The 22,402-nt window shown below is 62.6% G+C and carries 23 protein-coding genes, 1 pseudogene and 1 riboswitch; of the genes and pseudogenes, 5 read left to right on the top strand and 19 right to left on the bottom strand.

The genetic code is table 11. The annotated features are described in order from the left end of the window. Positions 1–4: 4 nt before the first annotated feature. The 13 genes and pseudogenes from CAF80_RS28995 to cobO all read right to left on the bottom strand — a co-directional run bounded on the left by CAF80_RS28995 (position 5) and on the right by cobO (position 10,632). Positions 5–127, bottom strand: coding sequence for a hypothetical protein (locus tag CAF80_RS28995; RefSeq protein ID WP_007950415.1), 123 nt, complete (start codon positions 125–127; stop codon positions 5–7). Further along, on the bottom strand, positions 124–1,332 hold the full coding sequence (locus tag CAF80_RS00680) for an MFS transporter (RefSeq protein WP_085666688.1): 1,209 nt from the start codon (positions 1,330–1,332) through the stop codon (positions 124–126). Before CAF80_RS00680 ends, CAF80_RS28995 begins: the two co-directional genes overlap by 4 nt. A 54-nt stretch (positions 1,333–1,386) precedes the next feature. Further along, a complete protein-coding gene (locus tag CAF80_RS00685; RefSeq protein ID WP_007950413.1) occupies positions 1,387–1,791 on the bottom strand; it encodes a MarR family winged helix-turn-helix transcriptional regulator in 405 nt (134 codons plus the stop codon). A gap of 56 nt (positions 1,792–1,847) precedes the next feature. Continuing rightward, entirely contained in the window at positions 1,848–2,579 is a 732-nt protein-coding gene (locus CAF80_RS00690) for an adenosylcobinamide-GDP ribazoletransferase (protein WP_074687574.1), read from the bottom strand. A 1-nt stretch (position 2,580) separates the two neighbouring features. Continuing rightward, positions 2,581–3,156, bottom strand: coding sequence for an alpha-ribazole phosphatase family protein (gene cobC / locus CAF80_RS00695; RefSeq protein WP_074687573.1), 576 nt, complete (start codon positions 3,154–3,156; stop codon positions 2,581–2,583). Continuing rightward, positions 3,153–4,208, bottom strand: a complete 1,056-nt coding sequence (gene cobT, locus CAF80_RS00700) for a nicotinate-nucleotide--dimethylbenzimidazole phosphoribosyltransferase (protein WP_074687572.1) — start codon at positions 4,206–4,208, stop codon at positions 3,153–3,155. Before cobT ends, cobC begins: the two co-directional genes overlap by 4 nt. Beyond that, positions 4,205–4,726, bottom strand: coding sequence for a bifunctional adenosylcobinamide kinase/adenosylcobinamide-phosphate guanylyltransferase (cobU, locus tag CAF80_RS00705; protein WP_074687571.1), 522 nt, complete (start codon positions 4,724–4,726; stop codon positions 4,205–4,207). Before cobU ends, cobT begins: the two co-directional genes overlap by 4 nt. After that, positions 4,722–6,180 (bottom strand): annotated as a pseudogene (locus CAF80_RS00710) (cobyric acid synthase); the annotation flags it as partial. The pseudogene CAF80_RS00710 and the gene cobU, both read right to left, overlap by 5 nt. Then, a complete protein-coding gene (cobD, locus tag CAF80_RS00715; RefSeq protein ID WP_039769822.1) occupies positions 6,177–7,184 on the bottom strand; it encodes a threonine-phosphate decarboxylase CobD in 1,008 nt (335 codons plus the stop codon). The pseudogene CAF80_RS00710 and the gene cobD, both read right to left, overlap by 4 nt. Continuing rightward, positions 7,177–8,085 (bottom strand): adenosylcobinamide-phosphate synthase CbiB, encoded by a 909-nt coding sequence (gene cbiB / locus CAF80_RS00720; protein WP_074687569.1) that lies wholly within the window; start codon positions 8,083–8,085, stop codon positions 7,177–7,179. The genes cobD and cbiB overlap by 8 nt, the downstream gene beginning before the upstream one ends. Beyond that, entirely contained in the window at positions 8,082–8,732 is a 651-nt protein-coding gene (gene bluB, locus CAF80_RS00725) for a 5,6-dimethylbenzimidazole synthase (protein WP_039769819.1), read from the bottom strand. Before bluB ends, cbiB begins: the two co-directional genes overlap by 4 nt. Beyond that, complete coding sequence (locus tag CAF80_RS00730) at positions 8,729–10,024, bottom strand: cobyrinate a,c-diamide synthase (RefSeq protein ID WP_074687568.1); 1,296 nt, start codon at positions 10,022–10,024, stop codon at positions 8,729–8,731. Before CAF80_RS00730 ends, bluB begins: the two co-directional genes overlap by 4 nt. Beyond that, complete coding sequence (gene cobO, locus CAF80_RS00735) at positions 10,021–10,632, bottom strand: cob(I)yrinic acid a,c-diamide adenosyltransferase (protein WP_074687567.1); 612 nt, start codon at positions 10,630–10,632, stop codon at positions 10,021–10,023. Before cobO ends, CAF80_RS00730 begins: the two co-directional genes overlap by 4 nt. Before the next feature lie 80 nt (positions 10,633–10,712). Then, positions 10,713–10,939: riboswitch (cobalamin riboswitch) on the bottom strand. 166 nt (positions 10,940–11,105) lie between these two features. On the opposite strand from cobO, the gene CAF80_RS00740 reads away from it, so the two are divergent. After that, entirely contained in the window at positions 11,106–11,690 is a 585-nt protein-coding gene (locus CAF80_RS00740) for a hypothetical protein (protein ID WP_039769816.1), read from the top strand. Between the two features lie 65 nt (positions 11,691–11,755). Next, on the top strand, positions 11,756–13,069 hold the full coding sequence (locus CAF80_RS00745; RefSeq protein ID WP_074687566.1) for a sorbosone dehydrogenase family protein: 1,314 nt from the start codon (positions 11,756–11,758) through the stop codon (positions 13,067–13,069). A gap of 65 nt (positions 13,070–13,134) precedes the next feature. Here the strand turns inward: CAF80_RS00745 and CAF80_RS00750 are convergent, their stop codons facing one another. From CAF80_RS00750 to CAF80_RS00770, 5 genes are all read right to left on the bottom strand, one after another. After that, positions 13,135–13,671 (bottom strand): C40 family peptidase, encoded by a 537-nt coding sequence (locus CAF80_RS00750; RefSeq protein WP_039769812.1) that lies wholly within the window; start codon positions 13,669–13,671, stop codon positions 13,135–13,137. A gap of 219 nt (positions 13,672–13,890) precedes the next feature. Beyond that, complete coding sequence (locus tag CAF80_RS00755; protein WP_039769810.1) at positions 13,891–14,511, bottom strand: C40 family peptidase; 621 nt, start codon at positions 14,509–14,511, stop codon at positions 13,891–13,893. 214 nt (positions 14,512–14,725) lie between these two features. After that, the gene (gene hda / locus CAF80_RS00760; RefSeq protein ID WP_007950396.1) at positions 14,726–15,430 is read right to left on the bottom strand and encodes a DnaA regulatory inactivator Hda; all 705 of its coding nucleotides are present in this window, start codon (positions 15,428–15,430) and stop codon (positions 14,726–14,728) included. 209 nt (positions 15,431–15,639) lie between these two features. Beyond that, positions 15,640–16,713 carry an AI-2E family transporter gene (locus CAF80_RS00765; protein WP_039769808.1) on the bottom strand — a complete coding sequence of 358 codons (1,074 nt, stop codon included), beginning with the start codon at positions 16,711–16,713 and terminating at the stop codon, positions 15,640–15,642. A gap of 35 nt (positions 16,714–16,748) precedes the next feature. Continuing rightward, positions 16,749–17,813, bottom strand: coding sequence for a DUF2066 domain-containing protein (locus CAF80_RS00770; RefSeq protein WP_074687565.1), 1,065 nt, complete (start codon positions 17,811–17,813; stop codon positions 16,749–16,751). A gap of 375 nt (positions 17,814–18,188) precedes the next feature. On the opposite strand from CAF80_RS00770, the gene purM reads away from it, so the two are divergent. Genes purM through CAF80_RS00785 form a run of 3 tightly spaced genes read left to right on the top strand, consistent with a single transcriptional unit; the run spans position 18,189 to position 20,619 of the window. Continuing rightward, positions 18,189–19,247, top strand: a complete 1,059-nt coding sequence (gene purM / locus CAF80_RS00775; protein ID WP_007950393.1) for a phosphoribosylformylglycinamidine cyclo-ligase — start codon at positions 18,189–18,191, stop codon at positions 19,245–19,247. Further along, positions 19,247–19,897: a phosphoribosylglycinamide formyltransferase gene (purN, locus tag CAF80_RS00780; protein WP_039769803.1), complete on the top strand. Its 651-nt coding sequence runs from the start codon at positions 19,247–19,249 to the stop codon at positions 19,895–19,897. The genes purM and purN overlap by 1 nt, the downstream gene beginning before the upstream one ends. Before the next feature lie 8 nt (positions 19,898–19,905). Further along, the gene (locus CAF80_RS00785) at positions 19,906–20,619 is read left to right on the top strand and encodes a DUF3108 domain-containing protein (protein WP_007950391.1); all 714 of its coding nucleotides are present in this window, start codon (positions 19,906–19,908) and stop codon (positions 20,617–20,619) included. Between the two features lie 61 nt (positions 20,620–20,680). Here the strand turns inward: CAF80_RS00785 and CAF80_RS00790 are convergent, their stop codons facing one another. After that, positions 20,681–22,306: a methyl-accepting chemotaxis protein gene (locus CAF80_RS00790; RefSeq protein WP_074687564.1), complete on the bottom strand. Its 1,626-nt coding sequence runs from the start codon at positions 22,304–22,306 to the stop codon at positions 20,681–20,683. Positions 22,307–22,402 lie beyond the last annotated feature (96 nt).

A 22,402-nucleotide genomic window follows, 5' to 3' on the forward strand; every position in this document is an offset into this window, starting at 1 on the left:
CGATCTAGCAAGCACCCATGCCCAACTGCATCAGCGCCAGCCCGCCCTGATGCCAGCCCCACCACACCAGCGCCAGCAACGCGGCGCCGAGTGCGGTGACGACGATCTGCGGCCAGAAACGGTTCATGCAGCGCTCGCACGCGGTTGCAGGCGCTCGACCGGGCGCTCGCGCACCGGCCAGTTCAGCGCCGCCGCCAGCAGACTCAGGAGAATCGCCACTTGCCAGATCAAGTCATAACTCCCGGTTCGGTCATACACCACCCCGCCCAGCCAGCCGCCGAGGAACGAACCCAACTGATGGAACAGAAACACGATGCCGCCGAGCATGGACAGGTTTCGCACGCCAAACAAGGTCGCCACCGTACCGTTGGTCAACGGCACCGTCGACAGCCAGAGGAAGCCCATGGCCATGCCGAACAGATAGGCCGAAGTCGTCGTGACCGGCAGCCACAGGAACAGCACGATCACCATGGCGCGCAGCAGATAAAGTCCGGTCAACAGACGCGGTTTGGACATCCGCCCGCCGAGCCAACCGGCGGTGTACGTACCGAAGATGTTGAACAGGCCGATCAACGCCAGCACCGTGGTGCCGACACTCGCCGGCAAATGCTGATCGACCAGATACGCCGGCAAGTGCACGCCGATGAACACCACCTGAAATCCGCAGACGAAAAAACCGAATGCCAGCAACCAGAAACCGGAGTGCGAACACGCCTCGCGCAGGGCTTCGGACAGGGTTTGCTCATGGCCGAGCACCGGCAGCGGTTTGTCCTTGAGCATGCTCACCAGCGGCACGATCAGCGCCACCAGCAGGCCCAGCACCAGCAATGCCGCCGACCAGCCGAGCCAGCCGATCAGCCCGAGGGTGCCCGGCAGCATGGCGAACTGGCCGAAAGAACCGGCAGCACTGGCAATGCCCATGCCCATGCTGCGTTTTTCCGGCGGCACGGCGCGGCCGACGACGCCAAGAATCACCGAGAACGAGGTCCCGGACAGTCCGATACCGATCAACAGACCGGCGCTCAGGGACAAACCCAACGCGGTTTCCGACAGGCCCATGAACACCAGGCCCAAGGCGTAGAGCACCCCGCCGATCAGCACCACTTTCGCAGCGCCAAAGCGGTCGGCCAGCGCGCCGGTAAACGGTTGCGCCAGGCCCCAGATCAGGTTCTGCAAGGCGATGGCGAAGGCGAACACCTCGCGACCCCAGCCGAACTGGGCGCTCATCGGCGACAGGAACAGTCCGAAGCCGTGCCGCACGCCCAATGACAACGCCAGAATCAGCGCACTCCCCAGCAACACCCAACCGCACGTACGCCACATCGAACTCATTATTATTCTCCAGTCGCGGGTATATACCCGCTTAGATTCGGAAAAAACCGGCCCTCAGGCCAGTTCATCCAATAGCCGCAGCAAGGTTTCACGCTTCTCGGCACCCAGCCGGTCGATCAACCGCTGTTGCGCCGCTTCCCAGGCCGGCAAGGCTGCTGCCAGGCGTTGCGCACCGGTTTCGGTGAGCCGGACGATGCGGTTGCGCATGTCTTCGCCCTCGGCCAGCGCCACCAGGCCCTCGCCTTCCAGCACCCGCAGATTGCGCCCGAGGGTGCTGCGATCCAGGCCCATGGCCTCGGCCAGTTCGGAAATGCTCGGCTGATCCAGGCGCTGCAGATTGCACAGCAGAGAATACTGGGCAACGTTGATCCCGAAGCCGTCGAGAGCGCCGTCGTAATGCCTGCTGACGCCACGCGCGGCGCGTCGCAGGTTGGTGCACAAACACTGAGAAGGAAGCATGATGCGTGTATATACCCGCGACTGTGTTAAATCAAGTTACAGATCAAAGTTACTTATCAAAACAAGGCCAGCCCGACCAGCACTGACATTTCCAGCAATTCCAGCAACGCGCCGGCCGTATCACCGGTGGTTCCACCCAGTCGCCGCACCATCAAATGCCGCAGCCAGATGAACACGACAACCGCCAGCAGCAACGCCACGACAGCGTCGAACCCGGCGATCGCCACACACGCCGCCGCACTCCCCGCCAGCACCTGCCAACCCGCCTTGCGCGGCAGATGATCGGCCAGCGCCTGCCCCAACCCGCCGGCCCGCACATAAGTCGTGGTGAGAAACAGCCCGAGCAACGCCGCTCGGCCGATCAGCGGCACGATGATCAACGCCGTGCCCTGCTGTTGTTCGATCAACGCCAGCAACGCGGCGAACTTGAGCAGCAACACCAGCACCAGCGTCACCACCGCGATCGGCCCGCTGCGCGGATCCTTCATGATCGTCAGCGTACGCTCGCGATCACCGAACCCGCCGAGCCACGCGTCGGCGCTGTCCGCCAGGCCATCAAGGTGCAACGCGCCGCTGAGCAGCACCCACACCGTCAGCAACAGCGCCGCATGCAACAGCAACGGCGTGCCGGCCAAGGCAATGTTCAGCGCCCAGAGAATGACACCGAACAACAGGCCCACCAGCGGATAAAACAGCAGCGACCGGCCAAGCTGTTCGGGCGTCGGCATCCCCGGCAGACGAATCGGCAGGCTGCCGAGAAATTGCAGGGCGATCCACAGAGGCAGCATTTCAGAGCACTTCCCTGAGCGAACCGTCGGCCTCGACGATCAGCGAAAACAGCGCGCCGTGGCCGACTTCAACATTGAGCAGTTGTTCACGGGGCAAGCCACGGGCCTGCGCCAGCAACAGACGCATGACGCCGCCATGACTGACCAGCAACACCCGCTCACCCGCGTGCGCCGCGTGCAGTCGCATCACCGCCGCCAGCACCCGCGCAGAAAAATCGCTGACCGGTTCACCCTGCGGCGGGGTAAACCCATAGGGATCCGCCCAGAACAAGCCCAGGCCCTCGGCATCGGTTTCCATCAGCGCCGCCGCGCTCTGCCCTTCCCAGGCACCGAAATGCAGCTCCTGCAGATTCTTGTCCAGAGAAACCGACAGCTCCCACTGCGCGCTCAACTCTTCAGCAAACCGCGCGCAACGCTGCAACGGCGAGCTGACCAGCCGATCCCACGGCCCCTGCCCGCTCACCGCCTCGCGCATCTGCGCCCAGCCTTTTTCGGTCAACGCATCGTCGAGGCTGCCGCGCAGGCCGCCGCCGAGTTCGGTTTCACCGTGGCGCAGCAGATCCAGACGCAGCGTCATGCCGGGCGGTCCGCTACCGCGGCTTCAGCGAAGGTTGCCATCTGGCCGTGCAGGTCGCAGGCCAGGCGCAACAACGGCACCGCCAGCGCCGCGCCACTGCCCTCGCCCAGACGCAGGCCCAGCTCGAGCAGCGGTTCAGCGCCGAGGGTTTCCAGTACATGGCGATGGCCCGGCTCGGCACCACGGTGACCGAACAGCAGCCACTCACGGCCGGCCGGATTCAGGCGCACCGCCACCAGCGCCGCGACCGTGCAGATGAAACCATCCACCAGCACCGCCACACCTTCCTGAGCGCACGCCAGATAGGCGCCAACCAGTGCCGCAATCTCGAAGCCGCCGAGATTGAACAGCGTCTGCAACGCATCGCCACGTTGCGCCGCATGCAGTGCCAGCGCCCGCTCGATCACCTGCGCCTTGTGGCTGACGCCTTCGGCATTCAGCCCGGTGCCGGGGCCGGTCAGATGCGCCACCGGGCAATCCAGCAAGGCACAAGCCAGCGCACTGGCGGCGGTGGTGTTGCCGATGCCCATTTCACCGCCGATGAACAATTGCGCACCCGCCGCCTTCGCGCGCAGCACGCTGTCGCGACCGCCCTGCAAGGCGAGTTCACCCTGAGCCTGACTCATCGCCGCGCCCTTGGCGAAATTCGCCGTGCCCGGGCCGATGTTCAGGTGGCGCACGCCCGGCAGGTTCAACGACGGGGTCACGGTGCCCAGATCCACCACTTCCAGCTGCGCGCCGAGTTGCCGCGCCAGCACGCTGATCGCCGCGCCGCCGCTGACGAAGTTCAGCAGCATCTGCCCGGTGACCTCCTGCGGGAACGCGGAAACCCCTTCGGCGACAACGCCATGGTCGCCAGCAAAAATCGTGATCCAGACCTGATCCAGTGTCGGCTTGATCCGGCCCTGTAATCCGGCCAACTGCACCGCCACCGATTCGAGCCGCCCGAGAGAGCCCGCTGGTTTGGTCAATTGCTGTTGACGCGCCGCCGCGTTTTCAACGGCGTCCGTATCCACCGGTTTGCACGGGTTCAGCCACCAGGCTTGGGTCATAACGCAGGTCCTTTCAAAGTCAGGGGCAGGCCGGCGACCGTCAGGACAACTCGCTGACAACGCTCGGCCAGAGCTTGATGCAGCCAACCGGCTTCATCGACGTAGCGGCGAGTCAATTCGCCCAGCGGCACGACACCCATTCCGGTCTCGTTGCTGACAAAAATGATTTCACCCGGCAGCGACGCCAGGCATTCGAGCAAGGCTTCACGCTCGGCGGCGAGGCGTTCGGCGTCGTCGAGCATCAGCAGATTGGTCAGCCACAGCGTCAGGCAGTCCACCAGCAGGCAACGCTTGGGGCCAGCGTTTTCGCGCAGCACACGGGCCAGTTCCAGCGGCTCTTCGATCAACGCCCATTCAGCAGGACGACGGGCGCGATGATGGGCGACGCGCTCATTCATCTCGCCGTCCAGTGGCTGACTGGTGGCGATGTAAGTGACGGCCAGCGCGCTGTCAGTAGCGAGTTTTTCGGCCAGGCGACTTTTGCCGGAGCGGGCGCCGCCGAGGATCAACTGGAGCATGGGGAGATTCCACAGAGTTCACGTAACAGCCCGGTATCCAGGTGCTTCTCCACCAGATCCGCCAGCCGTTCGATATCGCGTTCGCGCAAGCCGTGGTAATCCACCTCCTGCACATTGTTCAGACCGGCCCAGCGCAACAGCGCGGCACTGGCCGCCGGCGATTCGAACAGGCCATGCAGGTAGGTGCCGAAAATCTGCCCGTCGAGACTTTGCGCGCCGTCGCAGCGACCGTCGTCCAGATGCACGGCAGCATTTTCCAGCGCAGGTCCCGTGGTCACGCCGGCATGGATTTCATAACCACTGACCTCGGCATCTTCCAGCGCCAGACGCCCGCGCACATTGCGCAACTGCTTCTCGGCTTCGAGCTGTGTTTCGAACCCCAGCAAACCAAGACCGGCACTGGAACCCGGCGCGCCTTCCAGGCCCAGCGGATCGTGCACCTGCTCGCCGAGCATTTGCAGACCGCCGCAGATCCCCAGCAGCTTGCCGCCGTAACGCAGGTGACGGCGAATGGCGGTTTCCCAGCCATTGGCGCGCAGATACGCCAAGTCACTGCGCACACTTTTCGAGCCCGGCAGGATGATCAGATCAGCCGGGGGAATCGCTTGCCCCGGGGCGATGAATTGCAGATCAACTTGCGGATGCAGACGCAGCGGATCGAAATCGGTGTGGTTGCTGATGCGCGGCAGCACCGGCACCACCACTTTCAGGACTTGCTCGGCCTTGTCGGTCTGGCGCTGGTCAATGCCGTCCTCGGCTTCCAGATGCAGATCCATCACGTACGGCAGCACGCCCACCACCGGTTTGCCGGTGCGCTGTTCCAGCCAGTCGAGACCCGGTTGCAACAAAGCGATGTCGCCGCGAAAACGGTTGATGATGAAGCCTTTGACCCGCGCCTGTTCGCTCGGTGACAGCAGTTCCAGCGTGCCCACCAGATGAGCGAAGACGCCGCCACGATTGATGTCGGCGATCAGCAACACCGGGCAATCCACCGCCTCGGCGAAGCCCATGTTGGCGATGTCGCCGGCGCGCAGATTGATCTCTGCCGGCGACCCCGCGCCTTCGACCATCACCAGCGGATAGGCGGCACTCAAACGTTCGTGGGAGGCGAGCACCGCCTGCATGGCGATGGCTTTGTAGTCGTGATAGGCGACGGCGTTCATGCTGGTGACCGCACGACCGTGGATGATGACCTGGGCGCCGGTGTCGCTGTTGGGCTTGAGCAGCACCGGATTCATGTCGGTGTGCGGCTCGAGAAACGCCGCCTGGGCCTGCACCGCTTGCGCGCGGCCGATCTCACCGCCGTCGGCAGTCACCGCACTGTTGAGCGCCATGTTCTGCGGTTTGAACGGCACCACGGCAACGCCCTGACGGGTTGCCCAGCGGCACAGCGCCGTCACCAGCGTGCTTTTGCCGGCGTCGGAGGTGGTGCCCTGCACCATTAATGTGGTCATGCTGGTTTTTCCATGGAGCAATGCTTGGCGAATGCTTGCAGGGCTTGCTCAAGACGCGCCTCGTCGGCGGCATCGGCGGGCAGGCCGAATCGCAGGCTGCTGTTGTGCGCGAACAGACGCAGGAGAATGCCGCGTCGGGCCATGAATTCGTGCAGCGCGGCGGCCTGTTCGGTGATCAGCCACTGAAACAGCGCACAGCCACCCTGCGGCTTGAAGCCGTGGCGCTCAAGCAGCGCAGCCAATCGTTCGCTGGCCTCGTCGCTGCGGATGCGCTGACGCGTGTGGCCTTCGGTGTCGCGCAGACAGGCCTGACCCAGCACCCGGGTCGGCCCGCTGACTGCCCAGGGCCCGACCTGTTCGGCCAGCAACCGGAGCAACTTGCGCTCGGCCAGCACGAACCCCAGCCGCACACCGGCCAGACCGAAAAACTTGCCGAACGAGCGCAACACGATCAACCCCACTTGATGCGCATGCGGGGCGAGACTCAGCTGCGGCGTGTTGTCCATGAACGCTTCATCGACCACCAGCCAGCCGCCGCGCTGGGCCAGCCGCGCATGCCAGTCGAGCAGGCGCGCCGGGGTCAGATTCAGGCCCGTGGGATTGTTTGGATTGACCACCACCAGCACGTCGAGGCTGTCGAGAAAGAAGTCGACTTCCTGCTCCAGCACCTCACGCACGATATAGCCGCTGCGCCGCCAGGCTTCAGCATGCTCGGCGTAACACGGCGACAGCACGCCGACCTTGCCGGCACGGCGCAATCGCGGCAGCAGTTGAATGGCCATCTGCGAACCGGCCACCGGCAACACCTGGCTGGCGCCGTAGTAATCGCAGGCGGCCTGCTCCAGACCGTCATCGTTTTCCGGCAGGCGCGCCCACGCCCGCAGCGGAATCTCCGGGACCGGAAACGGCCACGGCGCAAGACCCGTGGACAGGTCGAGCCAGTCTTCTTCCGCGATGCCGTACTCGAGCGCCGCCCTGCGCAACCGGCCACCGTGCTCAAGCATAGAATTCAGCCCCCACGCAGAGAATCAGCAGCCATAACCATACCCCGCGCTGGACCAATTGCCAGCCGCGATCAATGGAATTGGCATCCGCCGGTGTGCCCTCGCCCAATTGCGGACGCTCGTGCAGCTCGCCGTGGTAAATCGCCGGCCCGCCCAGTTCGACACCCAGCGCACCCGCGCCGGCGGCCATCACCGGGCCGGCGTTCGGGCTGTCCCATTTCGGCGCCTGAGTGCGCCAGCATTTCAACGCCAGTCGGGTTTTGCCGAGCAGCGCGTAGGTCAACGCTACCAGCCGCGCAGGAATGTAGTTGAGGACGTCGTCGATTTTTGCCGCCGCCCAGCCGAAACGCTCGAAACGCTCGTTGCGATAGCCCCACATCGCGTCGAGCGTATTGCTCAAACGGTAGAGCACCACGCCCGGCGCACCGGCCACGGCAAACCAGAACAGCGCGGCAAACACCGCATCGCTGCCGTTTTCCAGCACCGACTCGGTGGCGGCGCGGGCTACGGCGGTGCTGTCCAGCTCATCGGTCTGACGGCTGACCAGATACCCCACACGCTTGCGCGCCTCTTCCAGATCATCGGCACGCAGGGCCTTGGCCACCGGCTCGACGTGCTCACCCAGGCTGCGCATGCCGAGGGCGCAATACAGCGCAAGAATCTCGACGATCCAGCCCACGTAAGGCGCCCAGGAAAACGCCGTGGCCAGCAGGGTCAGCGGCAACACCGCGATCACCCACGCGGTGACGCCATGGCTACGCCAGCCGCGACCGCCGCTATTGAAACGTTGCTCGATGCGCCCGGCGAAATTACCGAACGCCACCAGCGGATGCCAGCGTTTCGGTTCACCCAGCAGCGCATCCAGCGCAACCGCGGCGACACTCAACAACGCCACACTCATTGACTCACTCCCCAAAAATTTTCATACAGCAGCTCATTGAGCGGACGCGCCTGCGCCCACCCTTCGAGTACCAGCATCGGCGCCGGATAGAATTCCTTGACCGGCCCCAGGCAAAGCACCGCCAGCGGCTTGGCCCCGGCCGGCAGTTTCAGCAGATCGGCCAGCGCCTGCGGCTCGAACAGCGACACCCAGCCCATGCCCAGGCCTTCGGCACGCGCGGCCAGCCACAGGTTCTGGATCGCGCAGGACAATGAGGCCATGTCCATTTCCGGCAGCGTGCGACGACCAAAGATGTGTTTTTCGCGATCGTCCATCAACGCGGCAACCAATACTTCGGCGCAGTCGTTGATGCCCTCGACCTTGAGTTTCATGAATTCGTCGCTGCGCTCGCCGAGGGCTTCGGCGGTACACACGCGTTCTTCTTCAACAAGGTTCTGGATCTGGCCACGTAGAGCGCGGTCGCTGATGCGGATGAAGCGCCACGGCTGCATCAGGCCGACGCTCGGTGCCTGATGCGCGGCTTCAAGCAAACGGCGCAACACGTCAGGCTCGACCGTACCGCCGCTGAAGTGGCGCATGTCGCGGCGTTCGGCGATGGCGCGGTAAACCGCTTCGCGCTCGGCGTCAGTAAAGGCGTTGTCGGTCATGGCACCAACAGTGCGGCAATCGCCGACGGATTCGACGGGAAGTAAAAGTGCACGTACGAGGCGGTCATCCGCCCTTCCCTGTAAACCGCTTCCGCGCCGCGCCCGCCGTTGGGGCTGTGGCCACGGGCAATCGGCGTCAGTTCGGTGGTGGTCAGGGAATGGTGATAGGTATGGCCGCGCAACAAGCCTTCCGGCAGGTCGACCTCTTGCAAGGCCAGTGCGGCGAGGCGCTTTTGCATCACGGCGTCGCCACTCAACAGGCCGACCAAATCAGCGCGGGTGCCTTCGACATCCGTCAACGAGTCGAGCAGATAAAGCATGCCGCCACATTCGGCGAGCAGCGGTTTGCCGGCCGCATGATGCGCGCGGATCGCTTTGAGCATGTCAGTGTTCTGCGCCAAGGCAACGTGGTGCAATTCCGGATAACCGCCAGGCAGGTACAAGCTGTCGGCTTCAGGCAATTGCGCATCGCGGATCGGCGAGAAGAAACTCAGCTCGGCGCCCATCGCCCGCAGCAGATCGAGACTGGCGCCGTAGGTAAAAGCGAAGGCTTCGTCGCGGGCGACGGCAATTCGCACGCCTTCGAGCAGCTTTTCGGTCTCAACGATTGCTGGCGCGGCGAATTCCACGGCCGGTGGCAGCGCTACCTCGCAAGTGCCGGCCAGTGCTTCGGCGGCGGCGTCGAGGCGCACATCGAGATCATTAAGTTCACTGGCCTGCACCAGACCGAGATGGCGGCTCGGCAGTTCGATCCCGGTTTCCCGGGACAATGCGCCGTACCAGCGCAAACCTTCGGTGAGGCTGCCTTCCAGCAACTGTGCATGGCGCACGGTGCCGACGCGGTTAGCCAGTACGCCAGCGAACGGCAGATCCGGCTGATAGCGCGCCAGACCCAGAGCCAAGGCGCCAAAGGTCTGGGCCATGGCCGTGCCGTCGATCACGCCGAGCACCGGCACGCCGAAATGTCGCGCCAGATCGGCACTCGACGGCGTACCGTCAAACAAACCCATCACGCCTTCGATCAGGATCAGGTCGGCTTCAGCGGCGGCTTCCCACAACAGGCGACGACTTTCCTGCTCGCCGACCATCCACATGTCCAGTTGATAAACCGGCGCACCGCTGGCGCGCTCGAGGATCATCGGGTCGAGAAAGTCCGGACCGCATTTGAACACGCGGACCTTGCGCCCCTGATTGCGATGCAGACGGGCCAGTGCGGCGGTGACGGTGGTCTTGCCCTGACCGGAGGCCGGCGCGGCGATCAGGACCGCCGGGCAGTGACGTGGTTGATTCAAAGTTCGACGCCTTTCTGCGCTTTGATGCCGGCCTGGAAGGCGTGCTTGATCATGCCCATTTCGGTGACGGTGTCGCCCATCTCGATCATTTCCGGCTTGGCGGCGCGACCGGTGACGATCACGTGCTGCATCGGCGGACGCGCCTGCAGATCGCTGAGTACCTGATCCAGGTCGAGGTAACCGTGCTTGAGCGCGATGTTCAGTTCATCGAGCACCACCAGACCGATCGATGGATCGCGCAGCAGTTCGCGGGAGACATCCCAGGCTGCTTCGGCGGCGGCGATGTCGCGCTGGCGGTCCTGGGTTTCCCAGGTGAAGCCCTCGCCCATCACGTGAAAACGCACTTGCTCGGGGAAGCGGCGGAAGAACATTTCTTCGCCGGTGCTGTTGCGGCCCTTGATGAACTGCACCACACCGCACTGCATGCCGTGGCCCATGGCGCGGGCGAGCATGCCGAATGCCGAGCTGCTTTTGCCTTTGCCATTGCCGGTCAGCACCAGCACCAGGCCGCATTCGTCTGGCGAATTGGCGATGCGTTCGTCGATCACGGCTTTTTTGCGCTGCATGCGCGCCAAGTGGCGCTCGTCGCGTTCGGGGGAATCAGTCATGGGGGAGCTCTCCGTTGAGGCTGGATAACGGCGGGCAGGCACAAGAATAGACGGCAACAAGCCTGGCATCGCCCACCGTGATGCCGCTGGATGGATCAGGCCGGTCTCCGGGCTCATGAGCGGCGTTGGCCTGGCTGCGCGCCTTCCCGCTTTTACGCAGTGGCATCAGACGCAGCTTTTACTCATTTACCGTTGCGGGGGCAGCGCCGGGATCGTGAGGGTTCATCGCTTGAAGACCCGCCTCACCGGCTTCCCTGTTTCACTCTGTCGACATGCGCCACAGAGCACCTGAAACAAGCCGCGAAGGTTAGAGGGTTGGGGGTGGAGCGTCAATTGAAGAGGGGCTTGTGCGGCGAATAACTGCCGCCGATCAATTAACTGACGCCAATCTTGTGCCACACTGCCAGCAGTGATATCAAAGAGCCATGCTCTTTGACTGCAGAGAGCCCATCACAATAACAAGGGAGAGCCCCATGCAAGGCATGATCATCAGCAATCCGCGGCTGGAATTCCTGCGCCCGGTGCTGGAACGCTGGTTTGACTGTATCGACCGCTACAACGCCGTGCGCGGCGACAACGACACGCCCTACTGGCACGACGAAAAAGCCAACCTCGGTCTGCTGTCGGCCGCCGCGTGGATGGCTGAACTGGTCACGCTGCGCGACACTGCCACCCGCAAACAGAACGAAGAGGGCGAGCGCAACGCCCGTGCCGATTTGTTTATTGCTGGCGCCGAGGATCGCGCCTTCATTCAGGCGACCCAACGCTGGCCGCGCGTCACCAGCCTGAATCTGACCCAGGCCCTGGCGGATATCACCAGCGACGCCAAGCGCATCAGCTACGCCAGCGACCTGAAACTCGGCTGCCTGTTCGTCGCCCCGCAAAAAGCCCAGCACAGCGCCAGCCCGGAGGAATTGCAGGACATGGTCGACGACCTGCAGAAGGAACACACCTGCGCCGTCGCCTGGTATTTCCCCTACGCCTACCGCAAATTGCGCAGCGAAGCCGGCAACTATCACCCCGGCATTGCCGTGCTGTTCAAGGAAGCCCGCGGCTGAGGGTTGAACCATCGGGCTTGTGCGCTTCTCTATGTTTAGGAATGCATTCATAGGGAAGATCAGCAATGCGCAAGCCCCAGCTCGTTTTCGTCATCGTGCTCGCCGGAGGGCTCGCCGCCTGTGGTGAATCCTCCAGCCTGCAAGTCTCCGACGGCACCGGTCCGTCACCGAAACTGCCCGAACCGAACAAGACCCTGATCCCGACGGTGAACATCGCCCCGGCCATTGGCTGGCCGGCCGGCGCGAAGCCGACGGCAGCGGCAGGCACTCAGGTGGCAGCCTTTGCGGAAAATCTCGATCACCCGCGCTGGTTGTATGTGCTACCCAACGGCGACGTGCTGGTGGCGGAAACCAACGCCCCACCCAAACCCGACGACGGCAAGGGCATTCGCGGCTGGGTGATGAAGAAAGTCATGGGCCGTGCCGGCGCCGGCGTGCCCAGCCCGAACCGCATCACACTGTTGCGCGATGCCGATCATGATGGCGTGGCCGAAACTCGCACGGTGTTCCTGCAAAACCTCAACTCGCCGTTCGGCATGACCCTGGTCGGCAATGATCTGTACGTCGCCGATACCGATCGCCTGCTGCGCTTTAACTACGAGCCCGGCGCGACCGAAATCAAGAGCCAGCCGATCAAGGTCGTGGATTTGCCGGGCGGCACGCTCAACCATCACTGGACCAAGAACGTCATCGCCAGCAAAGACGGCAGCAAGCTGTACGTCACCGTCGGCTCGAACAGCAACGTCGGCGAAAACGGCCTCGATCAGGAAGAGGGGCGTGCGGCGATCTGGGAAGTAGATCGCGCCACCGGCAACCACCGGATTTTCGCTTCGGGCATCCGCAATCCCAACGGCCTGGCCTGGGAGCCGCAAAGCGGTGCGCTGTGGACTGCCGTCAACGAACGCGATGAGATTGGCAGCGATCTGGTGCCGGACTACATCACATCGGTCAAGGACGGTGGTTTCTATGGCTGGCCGTTCAGCTACTACGGCCAGCACGTTGACGTGCGCGTGGAACCCCAACGGCCGGACATGGTGGCCAAGGCCATCGCTCCGGACTACGCCGTCGGCCCGCACACCGCATCACTGGGGCTGACCTTCGCCGAGGGCAATCGCTTGCCGGCACAGTTCAAGGAAGGCGCATTCATTGGCCAGCACGGCTCGTGGAACCGCAAGCCGCACAGTGGCTACAAGGTGATCTTTGTGCCGTTTGCCGCTGGCAAGCCGAGCGGAACGCCGGTGGACGTGCTGACCGGATTTCTCGACAAGGACGAGAACGCTTTGGGTCGCCCGGTCGGCGTGGTGATCGATCAGCAAGGTGGGTTGCTGGTAGCCGATGACGTGGGGAACAAGGTGTGGCGGGTGTCAGCGGCCCGCTAATGTATTGCAGGCATTAAAAAACCCGTGGGAGCCATTCAGCTCCCACGGGTTTTTAAGTATCTGGATTACGGGTTATGCGCCAGATGCTCCGGCTGCAGAACGCGCTTGGCGCTCAGATAGGCTTTCTGCCAATAGGCTTTCGACAGGCTGTCCAGCTTTACCGTGCCGCCAGTGGCTGGTGCATGAACGAAGCGCCCTTCCCCGACGTAGATCCCCGCATGACTGACCTGAGAGCCGCCATTGGTGGCGAAGAAGATCAGGTCGCCGGTCTGCAGCCCTTCCTTGCCGACGTTCGGCGCCTGCATGACGATCATCTCGCGGGTCGAACGCGGCAGGCTGATGCCGGCGGCATCGCGGTAAACGAAACCGATCAGGCCACTGCAATCAAAGCCCGAATCCGGCGTATTGCCGCCCCAGCGATAAGGCGTGCCGACCAGCCCCAGCGCGCGGAACAGCACGTCTTCGGCAGCAGGCGAAAAGGTCTGGGAGGATCCGAATACGATCGGAGCGCGAACCACCGGCGCAGGCGGCGGAGTGCGGCTGGCGCAGGCGCTGAGCAGCGCGGCGAAGAACATCAAGGCAAAGCGGGCCGACATCGTCATATGCAGAACATCCTGATCTGGCTGCGGCTTTGACTGCCGATTCGATAGAAAACAAAACCGCCTGCGTTGGGACGCAGGCGGTTTGCCATCAATATAGATCAGGATTCTAGCGGCTACGCGGCAAACTTCAAGTAAGACTTTAACTTCACCTTGTAAAGTTTAGGTCTATTGCGATTGAAGGGCCGCTTTGTCGCCACCAGCGTGGCGACAAATGCGTGATTACTTGCGAGCGGTAACCACGGTTGGAGCGTTCGCCAAAGCGCGTTTGGCTTCGATAAAGGTCTTGCTCCAGTAGCTGTCGCCCAGGCTGTCGATGCGAACACCGCCGCTGCGACGAGAGCTGGAATGGATGAACTGGTTGTCGCCCAGGTAGATCCCGGCGTGGCTTACACGACCGCGACGACCATTGGTGGCGAAGAACAACAGATCGCCTGGCTCAAGGTTGCTGCGCGAAACCAGCGGCGCATCCACGTTGATCATTTCGCGAGTGGAGCGTGGCAGGTTCATGCCGGCTTCTTCGCGGAACAGATAGCCGATGAAACCGCTGCAATCGAAACCGGCTTCAGAGGTACCGCCGAAACGGTAACGGGTACCGATCAGGGACATGCCGCGTTCGAGGATGCTGTCGGCCAGAACCGGAAGCTGGTAAGGCTTCTTGCCGTTGAAGTCGGCGAGTTCTTTTTCGGTGTCCAGCTCTTCCTGGTAAATAACAGAGGACTGGGCGGTGGCAGAATTTTTTACCTGTTGTTGCTGCTCTTGATTAACAGGTGAATGAGCAGCGCAACCGAACAACAGGGTGACGAGTGCGAGAGGCACGAGGGGTGCGAAGCGCTTTAGCATGGGCACGACCGTGGCTGATAGTTGTAAAGAAGCCGAGACTATGCCCGCTATCAGCCTCATTTGCAAATTCAATCGATCTTTTTGTGACTTCCCGGTTTCTCGTTTACATCTAAGCGCTTAAGCCTATTTGAATCGAAACGCGGCCTGTGCACCCCACAGGAAAGCGGGTTTTCTGGCGCCTGAAATATGCCGAAACCGGCTGAAAGCCCCGGTTTTACCAGCCCAGCGTTTCTTTCAGGAAGGGAATGGTCAGCTTGCGCTGAGCCTGCAAAGAGGCCTGATCGAGCTGCTCCAGCAGATCGAAAAGCGCGCTCATGCTGCGGGTACCGCGAGTCAAAATAAAATGCCCGACTTCATCGGTCAGGTGCAGACCGCGACGGGATGCGCGCAATTGCAGGGCACGCAATTTGTCTTCATCGGAGAGAGGACGCATCTGGAAGATCAGCGCCAAGGTCAGGCGCGATTTCAGGTCGGCGAGTTTGATCGGCAGTTCACGCGGCGAAGTGGACGCCGCGATCAGCAGACGGCGACCGCTGTCACGCAGACGGTTGAACAGATGAAACATCGCCTCTTCCCAGTCCGCCTTGCCGGCAATAACCTGCAAGTCATCCAGGCAGACCAGTTCGTACTGTTCGAGGTTGTCGAGAATTTCGATGCCGCGATCCATCAACTCGGCCAGCGGCAGGTACACCGCCGGTTCACCCATCTGTTCGAAGCGCAGGCACGCGGCCTGCAACAGATGCGTCCGCCCTACCCCGTGCTTGCCCCACAGATAGATCAGGCTTTCGGTCCAGCCGGCGTCGGCTTCGCATAGACGCTCGACATAGCCGAGTGCAGCGGCATTGGCGCCTGGGTAGTAGTTGATGAAGGTGGCGTCGTCACGCAGACGCACACCTAGGGGCAGCTGAATCGGTTTCATGCTGACTGAACAGTTCCCAAGGAACCGTTAGTGGCCTCTGTGTAAAGTGAGCGAAGTTTATACCCGTGAAGCGGAGCGCACAATGCGACAGACCCCAAGCAAAATCAAAGGTTTGCGTTAACGTGCTGGTTTTATGACAGTTTCTTTGGCGCCATGGCCTGCAGGAGACGGGCCAACCCGGCAATCCACCGGGCAGCCCGCGCATCACATTACAACTCCGGCTCATCCACCCCGCTATAGATGTCGGAATCCTTGTACAGATCGTGGACGTGTCGCACCAGCACCATGATCACCGCCGCCACCGGCAATGCCAGCAGCACACCGGTGAAGCCGAACAGCTCGCCACCGGCCAGAATCGCGAAAATCACCGCCACCGGGTGCAGACCGATCCGATCCCCCACCAGCAAAGGCGTCAGCACCATGCCTTCCAGTGCCTGGCCGACCATGAACACCGCGACGATCCCGATCATCGGATACAGATCGCCACCAAACTGGAACAACCCGGCAATCAGCGCCGCGCCGATGCCGATCACAAACCCCATGTACGGCACAATCGCCGCCAGCCCTGCAATCAGACCGATCAACAGGCCCAGCTCCAGCCCGACAATCATCAGACCGGCCGCATAGATCACGCCCAACGCCAGCATCACCAGCAACTGCCCGCGCACGAACGCGCCCAGCACTTCATGGCACTCACCCGCCAGCGCCACCACACGTTCTTCGCGATCACGGGGCAACAGGCCACGGATCTTGGCCATCATCACGTCCCAGTCACGCAGCAGGTAAAAGCTCACCACCGGGATCAGCACCAGATTCGCCAGCCAGCCGATCAGCGCCAGGCTCGAGGCCGTCGCCTGACTCAGCACCACACCGACGATGTCGGTGGTCTGGCCCATGTGTTCGCTGATCGCGGCTTTGACCTTGTCGAACTTCCAGAAGCCGTCAGACAGCCCCAGCTTCGATTGCGCCCATGGCACGGCAGTGTGCTGCAACCAGTCGAGCATTTGCGGCGCCAGTTCATACAGCCGTACTAATTGCTTGGCGAGCATCGGCACCAGCACCAGCAACAACGCAGTGACGATCAGGGTGAACAAGGCGAACACCGCGATAACACCCCAGGTGCGAGACAGCCCCAGGCGTTCCAGACGATCGACGAGCGGATCGAACAGATAGGCGAGCAGCAGCGCCACCAGAAACGGCGTAAGGATCGGATGCAGCAACCAGACAAACGCGCAAAGCAGGAGCACCCCACCGAGCCAGAACCAACGCCGCGTATCGGCCATGTAACACTCCATTGCTTATATATAAGAAAGAAAAACTACCAGCGGAACCGCAAGGACGGCGCCGCCGGTGTCGGTGTCGGTGTCGGCGCAACGGTTGGCGCCGCCCCGACGACCGCAGGCTGAGGCGCAGCCACCGGAGCCGGTGCCTCGGCCGGCAGTTCCTGCAACTTCGCCAGCGACAATTGCGCTCGCAATTGATCGGCACTGCCGTTGACCCGATAGAGGATGCGATCGGCATCGACACTCTGCAGACGCACGCCGAACGGTTCGAGTAACCGCAGCAGCGCCGCGTAGTGCTCCAGATTCATGCCCTGCACTTCCAGGGTCTGCTGGCCGGACGCGCCCGGCTTGGCCACAAAGCGTGGCGCCAGACGTTCAGTGACCGCCAGCATCACCGCATCGGCCACCGCCGCCTGATCCGCGCCCTGCACGTTGCCCGCCTCTTTTTTATCGCCCAGCCACAATTGCCATTTGGCCTGCCATTGCCCGCTTTCTTCGCGCGCATGCACGGCGAGCAAGGCGTCAGCGTTATAGCGCTCGGAAGCGTTACGCAGCGGCGCCGGGTCGGCCCCTTCAAGCGCAGGCGCGGTTGCGACCAATTGCTCACTCAAGTCCGCCAAAGGCAGGCGCAACGGCAATCCACGGTGCTGGGCGGCGCGGCGCAACGGTGCGGCACTGGCCTGACCGTCGCCCACCAGGCTCGAACCCTCGGTCGAATCGTTCAGCCACCAGCTCAGGATCGAAGGCCGGTTGGCACCCCACAGCGCCAGCCCGGCGCGGCGCAACGCCTGCTCGGTGGTTCCCGGATCGAAATCGACCTTCAGCACTTCCGGCGGCCCGGCATCGAAACCGAACTGACTGATGATCTGCTGCGGATCCTTGCGAACCGGCGCCAGCCCCGGGTTCTGCGGGGCCTTCGGGTCACCGGTCAGGCGCAGCACCAGCGTATCCAGCGCAGCCTGGGTCGCGCGATCGCGCTCCTCTGGCGACTGGCCAGTGACCGGTTCGCGCACCTGATAAAGACCTTTGAGATTTTCCGCCTGGGTCGCCAGGCTGATCAGAGACAAACCACCCACTAACAGCAATTTACAAAAACGCATGGAGAATTCCCGTCGACAAGAGCGGCTGGAACAGGCCGCGTGCACCGTTGTGGCAAGCCTGTGACCACAGGCCGTCGCAAAACATTCACACGCGGTCGGTAAGTTTTTGCACAGTCCTAACGATAGACGGTTCCTTATACAGGCACCCGTGATGTCATCCACAGCGTCAATTGCAAAATTTTTCCATCGATATGCCCCTGCCCGTCGGCGTGAGGATGGCCGCTGCCCCTCAAGCCTGATAAAATCGCGCGCCTTCGCAGACCGGCAACAGCCGGGCACCCCGAACTTCGCGTGAGGCAATCGCCCCTGTCGGATTCGGCGTTCCCGCTGAACTCGGTCGTTACCCCTGAATCCCCTCCCCTAAAGGCCTGGATCATGAGCAAGCAACCCTCCCTGAGCTACAAGGACGCCGGTGTAGACATCGACGCCGGTGAAGCATTGGTCGAACGCATCAAGAGCGTCGCCAAGCGCACTGCGCGCCCGGAAGTCATGGGCGGCCTGGGCGGTTTCGGCGCCCTCTGCGAGATCCCGGCCGGTTACAAGCAGCCGGTACTGGTTTCCGGTACTGACGGCGTCGGCACCAAGCTGCGTCTGGCGCTGAACCTGAACAAGCACGACAGCATCGGTCAGGACCTGGTCGCCATGTGCGTCAACGATCTGGTGGTGTGCGGCGCCGAGCCGCTGTTCTTCCTCGACTACTACGCCACCGGCAAGTTGAACGTCGACGTGGCCGCCACTGTGGTCACCGGTATCGGTGCAGGCTGCGAACTGGCTGGCTGCTCGCTGGTCGGCGGCGAAACCGCTGAAATGCCGGGCATGTACGAAGGCGAAGACTACGACCTGGCCGGCTTCTGCGTCGGCGTCGTGGAAAAAGCCGAAATCATCGACGGCTCGAAAGTCGCCACCGGTGATGCCCTGATCGCCCTGCCATCGTCCGGCCCGCACTCCAACGGCTACTCGCTGATCCGCAAGATCATCGAAGTGTCCGGTGCCGACATCGAAACCGTTCAGCTCGACGGCAAGCCGCTGACCGAACTGCTGATGGCTCCGACCCGCATCTACGTGAAGCCGCTGCTCAAGCTGATCAAGGACACCGGTGCGGTCAAGGCCATGGCCCACATCACCGGTGGTGGCCTGCTCGACAACATCCCGCGCGTTCTGCCAAAAGGCGCTCAAGCCGTGGTTGACGTGGCCAGCTGGAACCGCCCGGCCGTCTTCGACTGGCTGCAAGAGAAAGGCAACGTCGACGAAACCGAAATGCACCGCGTGCTGAACTGCGGCGTGGGCATGGTGATCTGCGTGGCTCAGGAGCACGTTGAAGTTGCCCTGAACACCCTGCGTGACGCCGGCGAGCAGCCTTGGGTCATCGGTCAGATCGCTGTCGCTGCCGAAGGCGCGGCTCAGGTCGAACTGAAGAACCTCAAGGCTCACTGATGTCCCAGACCTGTGATGTCGTGGTGCTGTTGTCTGGCACCGGCAGTAACTTGCAGGCCCTGATCGACAGCACGCGGACCGGCGACAGCCCGGTCCGCATCGCTGCGGTGATTTCCAACCGCGCCGACGCCTACGGCCTGCAACGCGCCAGTGACGCGGGTATCGCCACCCGCTCGCTGGATCACAAGGGATTCGAGGGCCGCGAGGCCTTCGATACCGCCCTGATCGAACTGATCGACGAATTCAACCCCAAACTCGTGGTACTGGCCGGCTTCATGCGCATTCTCAGCGCTGACTTCGTCCGTCACTACCAGGGTCGCCTGCTCAACATCCACCCGTCGCTGCTACCCAAATACAAAGGGTTACACACTCACCAGCGCGCGCTGGAGGCCGGCGACGCCGAACACGGCTGCTCCGTGCACTTCGTCACCGAGGAACTCGATGGCGGACCACTGGTCGTACAGGCAGTAATCCCGGTAGAGTTGCACGATTCGCCGCAAAGTCTGGCGCAGCGGGTTCACGCTCAGGAACACCTGATCTACCCGATGGCCATACGCTGGTTCGCCGAAGGACGGCTGAGCCTCGGCGAGCAAGGTGCTTTACTGGATGGCCAGCCACTGCCGGCCAGCGGTCACTTGATTCGAAACTAGGAGATATTATGCGTCGCGCCCTGCTCTTCGCTTGCGCTCTGCTCGCCCTGCCCTTCGCGCAGGCGGCAGACCTTCAACCGTTCTCCGCCAGCTACACCGCCGACTGGAAACAGCTGCCCATGAGCGGCACCGCCGAGCGCAGCCTGACCAAACAGGCCAACGGCGTCTGGAAGCTCAGCTTCAAAGCCTCGATGATGATTGCCAGCCTGTCCGAGGAAAGCACCCTGACCCTGGACAAGGACACCCTGCTGCCACAGTCCTACCACTTCGAACGCGGTGGTCTGGGCAAGGCGAAAAAGGCTGACCTGGACTTCGACTGGGCCAACAAGCTGGTGACCGGAACCGACCGCGGCGACGCGGTGAAAATCCCGCTCAACCGCGGCATGGTCGACAAATCCACCTATCAACTGGCGCTGCAGCATGACGTGGCCGCCGGCAAGAAAAGCATGAGCTATCAGGTGGTCGATGATGGCGAAGTCGATACCTACGACTTCCGCGTGCTGGGTTCGGAAAAAGTCGAAACCAAGGCCGGCCAGATCGATGCGATCAAGGTCGAGCGCGTTCGCGACCCGACACAAAGCAAGCGCATCACCGTCCTGTGGTTCGCCAAGGACTGGGATTACCTGCTGGTTCGCCTGCAACAGGTCGAAACCGACGGCAAGGAGTACAACATCATGCTCCTCGACGGTACGGTCAACGGCAAGACGGTCAAAGGCAGCTGATCCGAAACAAAATCAAAAAGCCCCGCAAATGCGGGGCTTTTTTTCGCCTGTCGAACGCTGATCAGACCGAGAACCTGGCCACCATGCTGTTCAGATCCACCGCCAGCCGCGACAGTTCCTGACTCGCGGCACTGGTCTGATTGGCCCCCGCCGAGGTCTGCATCGCCAGATCACGGATGTTCATCAGGTTGCGGTCCACTTCCCGCGCCACGGCCGCTTGCTCTTCCGACGCACTGGCGATCACCAGGTTGCGCTCGTTGATCAAGGTAAACGCCGAAGCGATTTCCTCCAGCGCAACGCCGGCGGCCTTCGCCAGCTCCAGGGTCGAGCGCGCCCGAATATTGCTCTGCTGCATCGAACTGACCGCCGAATCGGTGCCCTGCTGAATGCCGCCGATCATCTGCTCGATTTCCCGCGTCGACTGCTGAGTGCGATGGGCCAGCGCCCGCACTTCGTCCGCCACCACCGCAAAACCCCGTCCGGCATCTCCCGCCCGGGCAGCCTCGATCGCCGCATTCAATGCCAGCAGATTGGTCTGTTCGGCAATCGAGCGGATCACGTCCAGCACTTTGCTGATGCTGTAGACCTTCTGCGCCAGATCCTCCACCTGCGAGGCATTGGCGGTGACATCGTCCGCCAACAGCTCGATGGACGACACGGTCTGCTGCACCTGCTCGCGACCATGCTGGGCAATGCGATCAGACTCACGGGAAGCCTCGGAAGTCGCGACGGCATTGCTCGCCACCTCTTCCACGGCGGCGGTCATCTGATTGACTGCCGTGGCCGCCTGTTCTATTTCCAGACTCTGCTGATGCAGCCCCCGCGTCGCGTCTTCGGTGACGCAGCTCAACTCTTCCGAGGCCGAGGCCAGCTGACTGGAGGACTCGGAGATCTGGCGGATAGTGTCCCGCAGGTTGTGCTGCATGCTCTTGAGCGCGTGCAGCAGCCGCGCCGGTTCGTCCTTGCCGGAAATGCTGATATCCCCGGTCAGATCGCCACCGGCCACCACTTCCGCGACATTGAGCGATTGCGATAGCGGCAGCACGATGCTGCGGGTCAGCAACAACGCCAGCGCGATGGTAATCAGCGCAGTGATGCCGATCATCACCCCGACCCACACCCGCGAGTTGGTGAACACCAGCCGTGCGGCCTCAGTGGCGAGGTTGGCGTTGTGCTTGTTCAACTCGACCAACTCACGCAGGGTCACTGCAATTTCATCCGCCAGCGGGCTCATCTGCCCGTTGAGAATGGCGGCCGCCTCCTCCACTCGTCCCTGAGCAGATAACGTCATCACCTGCGCCTGAAGTTCCAGGTACTTGTGTTCGGCGACCTTGAAGCGGTCGAACAGCGCGCGCTCTTCGGGCAATGCGATCAGGATGTCGTAGCGTTGCTGGGCTTCACTCAGCACTCCACGCAAATCATTGAGCTTGGCCACGTTCTGATCCAGCGCCTGCGGATCGCGATTGAGCAACAGGCGCATGGTCAGCGCACGCAAACGCAGCATGTCCTGGCTCATCTCGCCCACCGCCATCACGCTGGGCAGCCAGTTATTGTCGACCTCGTCGGACTGCGCGCGCATGTTCGACATCTGCAGCAGGGCAAACGCCCCAAGGGCAAACACCATCAGCGCCAGCACGCCAAAACCCAGCCCGGCTCGGGGCGCAATATTGAGACTACGGATACTCATTGCTCTGGTTCCTTCCAAAAGCGCTGCATCAACCCTGCAGCTGGTTGCTCTAGAAGGTATCGGCCCTTTTAAAAAATGCGTAAGACCAAAACGCGA

It is taken from the genome of Pseudomonas sp. B34(2017) (assembly GCF_002112915.1).
Classification (GTDB): domain Bacteria; phylum Pseudomonadota; class Gammaproteobacteria; order Pseudomonadales; family Pseudomonadaceae; genus Aquipseudomonas; species Aquipseudomonas pharyngis.